Below are 9,511 nucleotides of genomic sequence, written 5' to 3'. Positions count from 1 at the left end.
TGCAGCGCACCGAAGGCCGCTACCTCCTCGAAACCATGTGCATCGGAGGCGGGCAGGGACTCGCCGCCATCTTCGAACGCGCGTAACACCGGCGGGACGTGACCGGCGATCACGTTAGCGCACCACCCTCCAAGGCCACACCTTCTTGTGGCCGACCCGTGACGAGGCGCATCGACCACCGCGTGATCGCTGTAAAACCGGTAGCATCGGTCATAACTCATCGCAGCTTGCCCCGCCTGACCGCTTACGTCGACATGCTCCTGGTACAGCATCTTCACCGTCCCTCGCCCCTGGCCAGCTTCCGCTGCACCTGACCCCAGTCCGGCTGCATGAACACGGTCAGACGGACGACTCACCGGATGAACTGTTCCACGTAGGAGGCGCCGAGCCCAACCTTCTCGTAGTGCGCCCGCGCATTCTCGATCTTTGTGAAAACATCTTCTACTCCAGTCGGGTTCCCATCCGGATCAACGTAAATGTATGCACCAGTCACATGGAACAGCGTCGCCATTTCCGCTACTCCGTCGGGAATCTCAAGAGTGTGGATGTCCCCCGGTGGCTCGAATACATACGAGCCCTCTTCCGCCCACCATGCGTGCTCGAGATAGTGCCAGCGTCCGCGAAGTACGGTCGCGTGCACCGGACCAGCATGACGGTGCCGCGACAATATGCCGTTCTTTCTGACCCGAAGGACGTTTACAAAATAGCCCTGGCTCACTGACAGCACCAGCGGTTTAAAACTCACATCTTTCGATTGTGGAACCCAGAATCTTGCATCGTCGTCGAGATCGATGGCGCCCGGCACGACCAAGTCATCGACCATCCCGAACGGCTGTTCGCCTCGATACGGGATTGCGGCTTCACCTCTTGTTGCCTCAGCAGGTAGCTTCTGCGTCATTATCACTCCAGTCCTATGCCATCATTGGCAAATAGCTGTAGTTACTACCGCCATCTGCGTCAGAATCTCGCATTAGCTCTCGAAAGTCAACAGCACAAGATTGGTGGCAGCATGCCCCTGAAGAATGGAACCTCAATCCAGTCTGTAGCTCGGGCATCCCGCATTCTTCTCGAGGTGTCACACTCTTACGAGGGCAAGACCGCATCGCAAATCGCCAGTCAATTTGAGCTCACGCTCTCCACTGCCTATCACCTGCTTTCCACTCTGGCTCAGGAAGGCCTGTTGATGAAGACCGAGGGGAAGCGCTATCAGCTCGGACCTGCGGCTGTTGAGATTGCGAACTCGCCAGTACTTCGCCCCCGGACCCCGTTGGCACACCGTGATGCGCTGCGCCGTCTAGCTGCTCGCACCCGTGAGACGACGTTTCTCACCGGCTGGCACCGAGGGAATGTTCAAATTCTTGCGACCGTGGAGGGCGCTCATGCCGTGCGTGTGGTTGGACTTGAGGTGGGTTTCACCCAAAGCGTGCATGCCAGAGCGAGCGGCAAGCTCTTGCTGGCGCACGCTGATGAGACCCTACTCGAAATCGTTCTCGACGGCTACGAGTTTGTGCGCCACACGCCCAACACGCTCCTTGACCGCGCTGCGCTTGACGCCGACCTCGATCGCGTTCGTTCTGAAGGACTGGGGCGTGATTGCGAGGAATACCGAGAAGGCGTGTACTCGGTCAGCGCGCCGATCCGTGTTGATGGTCGTGTAGTCGCAGCTCTGACGGTGTCTTCACCCATTGAACGGTTCCTCCGCACAGAGCGGGAAATTGTGGTGGCTCTCCTGGAGACGGCCTCAGAGGCAAGCAATTGAGGTGACCTCAAGCGCAAAATGCCGATTGGTTGCGAGAGTGGCGTTGGAGTGAACTTTGGTCTCTAAATAGTTGCAGGGCATTTTCCGCTCTCGCAGCTGAACGGGGTGAGGCCCACTGGTGACCGAGGCATCGTCGCCTTTTCTTTGCTGGACCACGGCCCCAGTCTCTCTGGCACCTCATACGTGCGAATCGGCGATGTCCCATATTGCGACGCCTCCCACCGGCCCGCCGATGGCGGGGGGATGATCGATTCCTAATCACTTCTAAGAGAAAGGGTTCCGACGATGAGCAATGTCGCTACACGACCGGATGTAATCGAGGTCGATTCGGTCGTCATCGGAGGTGGGTTCGCAGGTCTCTACTCGGTGCACGCCCTGCGCGACAACCTTGGCCTCACGGTTCAGGCATTCGACAACGCAGGCGACGTCGGAGGTACCTGGTACTGGAACCGGTACCCGGGCGCCCGGTCGGATACCGAAGTCAACGCCTACTGCTACTTCTTCGATAAGGAGCTCTACAACGAGTGGAAGTGGTCGGAGCGCTACCCGCGCCAGACCGAGATCCTCGCGTACCTGGGCCACGTCGCCGACCGCTACGACCTGCGCAACCACTACCAGTTCAACACCCAGATCGAGAGCTTGGTCTTCGACGAGAAGGCCGAACGCTGGCGCGTCACTACCGACAAGGGCCAGCAGTTCTCGGCCCGGTTCCTCGTCGAGGCAGTCGGCCTGCTCTCGGCCACCAACGTGCCGGAGTTCCCGGGCCAAGAGAAGTTCGGCGGTGAGATCTACCACTCCGCACGCTGGCCGCACGAACCGGTCGACCTCGTCGGTAAGCGGGTCGGTATCATCGGCACCGGATCGAGCGGCATCCAGCTCGTCTCGGAGATCTCGCCCATCGCCGAGCACCTCACAGTGTTCCAGCGCACCGCCCAGTGGGTCGTGCCTTCACGCCACCGCCCGATCGACCCCGGCCTGCTCGAGAGCATCCGCGAGAACTACGACGGATACCACCATGACCTTCTTTACTCCACCACCGCGTTCGGCTTCACCGAGAGCAACGTCTCGGCCGAGAGTGTCGACGAGGCCACCCGCCACGAGGCCTTCGAGAAGGTTTACGACGACGGTGGCGGATTCCAGTACATGTTTAAGGCCTTCAATGACGTGGGCACCAGCCTGGTTGCGAACAAGGCTGCGACCGATGTGATAGGGAAGCACATCCGGGAGACGGTGAGAGACCCGATCGTCGCCGAACTCCTCGTGCCGACCGACCTCTACGCGAAGCGCCCGCTCTGCTGCGACGGTTACTTCGAGGCCTACAACCTGCCTACGACGACCCTGGTTGACGTGAAGAAAACCCCGATCGTTGAATTTACGGAGAAAGGCATCCGTGCCGGCGACACCGAGTACGAACTCGACGTCATTGTGCTCGCCACCGGCTTCGACGCCGTCTCGGGCAACCAGCTCCGTATCTTCCAGCAGGGCCGAAACGGCCTGACGCTGCAGGACAAGTGGCGCGACCGTACGCACGCCTACATGGGCACCATGACCGCGGACTTCCCGAACATGTACATGGTCTACGGACCGATGAGCCCGTTCACGAACCAGCCCCCGGTGCACGAGGCGCAGGTGAACTTCATCACCGACGCGATCAGGCACACCATTGACTCCGGAGCCGCCACCCTCGAGCCCTCGCAGAAGGCCGAAGAAGACTGGATGGAGCTGTCGGACAGCACTGCTGCGGCAACGCTGTTCCCGAAGGTCAATTCGTGGATTAATGGAGCCAACATCCCCGGCAAGCCGGTGAGGAACTACTTCTTCATGGGGGGAATGGCGGCGTACATGGATCACATGAAAGCCGACCGGGATACGGAGTTCGGCGAACGCTTCCTTCTCGACGGGCAACCCGCGGAGCGCGTGAATGCCTAAGCCGATGCCTCTCAATACGAGGCTTCGAACCGCAGCCGAGCTTCGGTTCGAAGCGCTTGAGCTTCGACGCACCATTCTGCGGATGGCCGCCGACAAAGGCGAGGGCTATGTCGCCCAGGGCATGGACATCGCCGACCTCCTGGCGGTCGTCTACTACCGGGAGTTGGACTACGACCCCGACGATCCCGCGTGGAGCGGTCGCGACCGCTTCGTGCTCTCCATTGGCCACTACTCGATCGCGCTGTACGCCGTGCTCCACCGCATCGGCTACATCCCTGAAACGAAGCTCGATGACTTCGGTCTCAACGGCGCCGACCTGGCCCTGAGTACGTTCGACGACCAGCCAGGAGTCGAGATCACCGGTGGTTCCCTCGGACAGGGGCTCGGCCAGGCAGTAGGCATGGCGCTCGGCTACCGTCTCGACAAGCATCCGGGACGCATCATCTGTACGCTCTCCGACGGAGAGCTGCAGGAGGGTTCGGTTTGGGAGGCCGCGATGGCAGCGTCGAGCCATCGGATCGACAACCTCGTTGCTGTCATCGACTGCAACGGCATTCAGGCCGACGGCCCCACGGTGCTCGACATAGAACCGATCGCCGACAAGTGGCGCGCATTCGGCTGGGATACCCGCGAGATCGACGGCAACGACATCGAGGCCATCATGGCCGCCTTCGACCAGTTGCGGGAGCGCGATGGCCGGCCCAAGGCCATCATTTTGCGTACCACACCCGGCAAGGGGATCCCCACGCTGGAACGTCGCGACCGGGCACACTTCGTGCGCGTCGACCCCAACGAGTGGGCACTGCTCAGCGAGGAACTGGAGAGCAACAATGGTTGAGTTGAAGTCGGGCCGCGCCGGCGGTATGGGCGAGATCCTCGACGTCGAAGGCCCGTACGAGGTCGCTCCTCTCGGGAGGGCGCTTGTCGAGCTCGCCGAGCACCGACCCGAGATCGTCGGCCTCACCGCCGACATGGGCCGGTTCAGCGACATCCACCCGTTCCGCGACGCGCATCCTGACCGCTTCTTCCAGGTCGGAATGGCCGAGGCAGACCTGCTGCTCATCGCAGCGGGTCTCGCCAAGACCGGCAAGATCGCCTACTGCACCAGCTACGCGGCGTTCATCACCCGGCGAGCCCTGGACTTTCTCATCATCGCCTGCGCCCACAGCAAAGCGAACGTGAAGATACTCGCGGGAATGCCCGGTCTGATGAATCCCTACGGGGCGACACATCAGGCCACGGACGACATCGCGGTGCTGCGCATGATCCCGGACCTCTCCATCATCGACCCGTGCGACGCGACCGAACTCGCCCAGGTGGTGAAAGCCGTCGCCGACATCGAAGGCACCGTCTACGTGCGAAGCCTGCGCGGCAAGGTGCCCGTCGTGTTCGACCCCGATGAGTACACCTTCGAATTCGGCAAGGCGAAGGAGCTCCGCACCGGATCCGAGGTGGGCGTCATCTCGAGCGGCTTCATGACTCAGCGAGCTCTGGTGGCAGCGGATGCCGCGACCGAGCATGGAGTCTCGGCTGGCGTTCTGCATGTGCCCACCATAAAACCGTTCGACACCGAAGGCGTGCTGCGTTTCGTTGCCGGGGTTGAACGCCTGGTGATCGCGGAAAACCACCAAATGAGCGGGGGACTCGCGACACTCGTTGTCGAGGCACTTTACGATGCGGGCATCCAAGTGCCGCTGATCAGAATCGGCATCCAGCACCGCTTCCACGAAGCGGGATCCCAGGCCTATATGGAGGAGAAAGGCGGCCTCGACCAGACCCGCATCACGCGCGCGGTGATCGATGGCATCTGAGGTCGGGGGGCTGCCGGTAGGCAGCCTCGCCGAACGGGTCGTTGTGATCACGGGGGCGGGGAGCGGCCTCGGCCGGGCGGCGGCAGAGCTTTTCGCCGGGCGCGGCGCCCACATCGTCGCTGTCGACCTCGCCGTCGATTCGGCGTCGGGCACGATTGACGGCCTGTTGGGTGAGGGCCACCTCGCACTGCAGGTAGATGTCTCCCTGCAGCCCTCAGTTGACGCCCTGACCGCGGCGGTGCTCGCGCGCTTCGGCCGCATCGACGTGCTCGTGAACAGCGCGGGAATCGCCGAGGGCCGGGCTCCGACGCTCGAGCAGGACCTGGAGCACTGGCAGCGGATCATCGACGTGAACCTGACCGGCAGCTACCTGATGTGCCAGGCGACCGCGCGTATCATGCGCGAAACCGGCGGTGGAGTCATCCTGAACCTGAGTTCTATCGCCGGTGTCATCGGGCTGCCCCGGCGAACGGCATACAGCGCGTCGAAGGGCGGGGTCAGCATGCTGACGCGAGTGCTCGCCTCGGAGTGGGCACCGTACGGCATTCGGGTCAATGCCGTGGCACCCGGCTACATCCACACCGCCATGACCGAGAAGCTGATGGCCGAAGGGCGGCTCGACGTCGACGCCATCGTTCGAAGATCGCCCACCGGGGAGATGGGAACGGCCACCGACGTGGCCGAGGCACTCGCATTCCTCGCGTCCGACCAGGCGCGCTTTATCACCGGCGTGGTGCTGCCCGTCGACGGCGCCTACACTGCCTACGGCGCTCCCGAGGATGCGTTTCCCGGTGACTGAGTCGCAGACCGACGTGCGGATCTTCGGGGCGACCGGCCGGTACGTGCAGGGCCCGGGTGCTCTCGACCTGATCGGCACCGAGCTCGCTCGTGTCGGGAAATCCTGCCTGGTGCTGATCGACGCCTTCCTGTTCGACCGCCTCCAGCCGCGCATCGCTGAGGTATGCTCGGCCGCCGGGGTGGCGATCGCGTGCCGGCCCGTCTCGGCCGAAGTGACCGAGTCCGGCATCGCCGCGGCGGCAGACGGCGCACCCGCCGATACCGACGTCGTCGTAGGGGTCGGTGGCGGCAAGACGATCGACATCGCCAAGGGGGTGTCCCGGATGCTCGGGGTTGCCGTCGTGACCGTGCCGACGATTGCAAGCAACGACTCCCCCGCCAGCCGCGCCATCGCCCTGTACAACGACGACCACCAGCTACGCGAAGTTCCACTGCTGGCACGAAATCCTGCCCTGGTATTGGTCGACACCGCCGTGATCGCCCAAGCGCCCCCACGCTTCCTCTCCGCGGGCATCGGCGACGCGCTGTCCAAACATTTCGAGGTCGAGGCCTGCCGGGCCGCCGGCGGCCACACGATGCAGGGCACGCGCGGTCTGAAAGTCGCCTCCGTGATCGCTGCAGGCTGCTACCGCATTCTGCGTGAGGAGTCCGCTGCCGCGCTGGCGTCGCACGTTGCGGGACGGATCGATCAGGCGTTCGAGGACACGGTAGAGGCGGTCATCCTGCTCTCCGGTCTCGCCTTCGAAAACGGCGGACTGTCGATTGCGCACGCGGCGACGCGCGGGTTGATGGCGGTGCCCGGTGCGGCGTCGAAGCTACACGGTGAACACGTTGCATACGGTCTGCTGATGCAGCTCGCGCTCACGGGGTCGAGCGACTTTGAGATAATGGATGTCGCGGGCTTCCTCGCCTCGATAGGCCTGCCGCGCAGCCTCGGCGATCTCGGTGCAACTCCTTCTGACGAGGTGGTCCGCGACGTCGCGAACGGCACTCTCACCGCGCCCCACGTTCGAAACGTCGCCGGCGCACAGGTCGATCACGCCGCCGTGGTCGCGGCGATTCTCCGCGTGGAACGGCTCGTCGCGGTCTGAATCACTCACCTCTCGCGATCGCCGGGTCGCGGTGTGTCCACACAACGGGGTTAGGGCCAGATGAGGATCTCGCGCAGATGGGTGACGGCGCGTGTGGGCGGGAGGGCGTCGAAGGCGTCGTGGGTGAGTTCAAGGTCGCGGGCACCGAGCCTGGTGAGGAGTTCGTGCGCTTGCTGGCCTCGAATCAAGGTGTAAATACTTTCTGATCGTTCAACGGTCGCGAGGATTTCGATGAGGCGTTTCAGTCGCAGGTCCGGGAGAGTGGTGGCCCGGAGCAGTGCGGCGAGGTCGTCCCGGAGGATGCAGCGGATGCAGGTGCCCGCTGCGGAATCGTTCTGCCTCCTCGCCGCAGCGTGTGCAGGTCAGGGCTGTGGTGGTGGCGGCGCAGTCGCGGCAGATCGGCTGATTCGCGGCTGTTGCGCATCCCGTGGCGAGCCATCAGCTCTCGAACACGCCACTGGTATTCGATCTGTCGTTTCATGCGGGTTTCTCCCAAGGGGTAGAGGGCTTCGTCGCGTTAGCGAGGGTGTTCTCCAGTACCCGATTCTGTACACGAACCTGATCGTCGTCAGAAACGCGGGGTTTAGATCGATGTCGTCGAGACGTGTCCGTGGCCGAGTTGCTTCTGGATAAACGTCTGCTGGAACGCATAGAACTCGACCAGATGCGTGACGCACGACCGGCGGAATGAGTGCAGGTCCAAGCCGGTCGGGAACCCCAGCTCGTCGATGAACGATCGGAACCGGCGTCGTAGGTTCGATTTCGGCACGACCAGGCCGGTGCTGGTGGGGAAAAGATCCGGCGGCGGGTTCAGTCCGGCAGGCCCCACGGATCCATTCGTGGACCGTTTGGGCAGACCACTCGAACACTGTCAGCACCGAACGACGCTTGGACGGGGAGCCCTTCTGTGACTTTCCAAAGCGCACCTGCGGTACCCCGAAATCGCCGAACTGTGGAGCGTGCGGGTTCCGAGAAAAATCGACGACCTGCAGATGCGTGGTCTCGTTCGCGCGCAGCCCCAGACATAGGCGGTCTTGAACGCGACCGCGTCCCGATAGGCGGTCACGGCGCCCTTGCGGTGTGAGTCCACCACCCGCTCGACCTCGAGAGTGGCGAGGTCAAAGAAGTCCTGCAGCTCACGCCGTGTGAACGAACGCTTCTGCGGCTGCTGCTTATTGCGTTGAACATGCCGCGCCCGATTGAACTCGGTCACCACCTGCGACAGGGAGGAGCCGAATGTGCGGCCGCGGAGCTCGTTCCAGTCATAGTTCGGGTTGAGCAGGAAATCGCAGAACACCTTCACCGCTGTCTGATACGCACGAACCTTCGATTGCGAAAGATTCTGCACCGACCGGGCATGAGAGAACGCGTCATCGACGTCGCCAATTGTCCACTCCCAGGGGAAGTGACCCGTGTCGGACTTCATGTGAGGGCAGGTCCTGTGCTGGGACGTTCCTTCGCGAAGCGGGGATTCTGGTCGATGACGTAGCTCGAGGTGGTGGCGCTGGCATGGCGGGCCATCGTTTGGGGGCTGTAGTCGAGTAGGCGTGCCAATGAGGTGGGGTCGATCTCTCCCGCGGTGTTGCCGGATCAATGATATGACCGCATCATTGATGCGTACAACAGGTGGGCAGTTCCGTTTCTCCTACGGGCAACGTCAGCACCTGCCCACGCTCGGTAGCTATGAGAAGGGAATAAAGTGCCACGTGAGATCTTCTCACCGTTATCGGCTGCATGTGGCGACGCACTCTTTCGCGGTGGACGGCTGCGGCTCACGGTTTGCCCGATGTCGGTAGAACGTAGGGCGAGTGGCTCCGAATTTCTCGGTGGAGTGCTCGACGGTGCGGGCCCGTTTGCCATCGGCGTTCTTCTTCTCCTTCTCCTACATCTCGCTGGCCAGCCTGACCTGGCGCAGTTCAAGTTTTGTTTCTGCCTGTCGTCCCGGGCACGGGCCGAGGCCAGCCCATCCCGGGTCCGTTCAGATATCAGAGCATGCTCCTCGAACTCGACAATCGGGCCAAGGATCTCGAGGAACATCCACCAGCGCGAGCTCTGATCAGTGAGATGGCGTTCGTCGAGTTCACCTTGCCCGGTCGATCTCGGTTGTAGTGCGGTACTGACCT

10 protein-coding genes are annotated in these 9,511 nt (G+C 62.7%); 6 read left to right on the top strand and 4 right to left on the bottom strand.

The genetic code is table 11. The annotated features are described in order from the left end of the window. Positions 1-352 precede the first annotated feature (352 nt). Entirely contained in the window at positions 353-898 is a 546-nt protein-coding gene (locus CXY71_RS01130) for a 2,4'-dihydroxyacetophenone dioxygenase family protein (protein WP_199184137.1), read from the bottom strand. A 15-nt stretch (positions 899-913) separates the two neighbouring features. Here CXY71_RS01130 and CXY71_RS01125 point away from each other — a divergent pair, with 15 nt between their 5' ends. From CXY71_RS01125 to CXY71_RS01100, 6 genes are all read left to right on the top strand, one after another. Continuing rightward, entirely contained in the window at positions 914-1,759 is an 846-nt protein-coding gene (locus tag CXY71_RS01125; protein ID WP_104133891.1) for an IclR family transcriptional regulator, read from the top strand. Between the two features lie 285 nt (positions 1,760-2,044). Beyond that, entirely contained in the window at positions 2,045-3,688 is a 1,644-nt protein-coding gene (locus tag CXY71_RS01120) for an NAD(P)/FAD-dependent oxidoreductase (protein WP_104133890.1), read from the top strand. Next, positions 3,681-4,526 (top strand): transketolase, encoded by an 846-nt coding sequence (locus CXY71_RS01115; protein WP_199184136.1) that lies wholly within the window; start codon positions 3,681-3,683, stop codon positions 4,524-4,526. The genes CXY71_RS01120 and CXY71_RS01115 overlap by 8 nt, the downstream gene beginning before the upstream one ends. Then, positions 4,519-5,499 carry a transketolase family protein gene (locus tag CXY71_RS01110; RefSeq protein WP_104133888.1) on the top strand — a complete coding sequence of 327 codons (981 nt, stop codon included), beginning with the start codon at positions 4,519-4,521 and terminating at the stop codon, positions 5,497-5,499. Before CXY71_RS01115 ends, CXY71_RS01110 begins: the two co-directional genes overlap by 8 nt. Further along, on the top strand, positions 5,489-6,298 hold the full coding sequence (locus tag CXY71_RS01105; RefSeq protein ID WP_104133887.1) for an SDR family NAD(P)-dependent oxidoreductase: 810 nt from the start codon (positions 5,489-5,491) through the stop codon (positions 6,296-6,298). The genes CXY71_RS01110 and CXY71_RS01105 overlap by 11 nt, the downstream gene beginning before the upstream one ends. After that, positions 6,291-7,388 carry a glycerol dehydrogenase gene (locus tag CXY71_RS01100; protein WP_158252929.1) on the top strand — a complete coding sequence of 366 codons (1,098 nt, stop codon included), beginning with the start codon at positions 6,291-6,293 and terminating at the stop codon, positions 7,386-7,388. The genes CXY71_RS01105 and CXY71_RS01100 overlap by 8 nt, the downstream gene beginning before the upstream one ends. Positions 7,389-7,438: 50 nt before the next feature. Here the strand turns inward: CXY71_RS01100 and CXY71_RS20890 are convergent, their stop codons facing one another. The 3 genes from CXY71_RS20890 to CXY71_RS01090 form a co-directional block, all read right to left on the bottom strand. Next, complete coding sequence (locus tag CXY71_RS20890) at positions 7,439-7,576, bottom strand: hypothetical protein (RefSeq protein WP_158252928.1); 138 nt, start codon at positions 7,574-7,576, stop codon at positions 7,439-7,441. A 395-nt stretch (positions 7,577-7,971) separates the two neighbouring features. Beyond that, a complete protein-coding gene (locus tag CXY71_RS01095; RefSeq protein WP_104133885.1) occupies positions 7,972-8,217 on the bottom strand; it encodes a site-specific integrase in 246 nt (81 codons plus the stop codon). A 42-nt stretch (positions 8,218-8,259) separates the two neighbouring features. Beyond that, entirely contained in the window at positions 8,260-8,814 is a 555-nt protein-coding gene (locus CXY71_RS01090) for a hypothetical protein (RefSeq protein ID WP_104133884.1), read from the bottom strand. Between the last annotated feature and the right edge of the window lie 697 nt (positions 8,815-9,511).

Source organism: Cryobacterium sp. Y62, from assembly GCF_002929785.1.
Lineage (GTDB): Bacteria > Actinomycetota > Actinomycetes > Actinomycetales > Microbacteriaceae > Cryobacterium.
Note: the sequence above shows the minus strand (reverse complement) of the source record. Positions and strands in the feature narration are given on the sequence as shown.

Coding starts and splice junctions, on each gene's coding strand:
- CXY71_RS01130 (WP_199184137.1), bottom strand. CDS start 898: ATGACGCAGAAGCTACCTGCTGAGGCAACAAGAGGTGAAGCCGCAATC.
- CXY71_RS01125 (WP_104133891.1), top strand. CDS start 914: ATGCCATCATTGGCAAATAGCTGTAGTTACTACCGCCATCTGCGTCAG.
- CXY71_RS01120 (WP_104133890.1), top strand. CDS start 2,045: ATGAGCAATGTCGCTACACGACCGGATGTAATCGAGGTCGATTCGGTC.
- CXY71_RS01115 (WP_199184136.1), top strand. CDS start 3,681: ATGCCTAAGCCGATGCCTCTCAATACGAGGCTTCGAACCGCAGCCGAG.
- CXY71_RS01110 (WP_104133888.1), top strand. CDS start 4,519: ATGGTTGAGTTGAAGTCGGGCCGCGCCGGCGGTATGGGCGAGATCCTC.
- CXY71_RS01105 (WP_104133887.1), top strand. CDS start 5,489: ATGGCATCTGAGGTCGGGGGGCTGCCGGTAGGCAGCCTCGCCGAACGG.
- CXY71_RS01090 (WP_104133884.1), bottom strand. CDS start 8,814: ATGAAGTCCGACACGGGTCACTTCCCCTGGGAGTGGACAATTGGCGAC.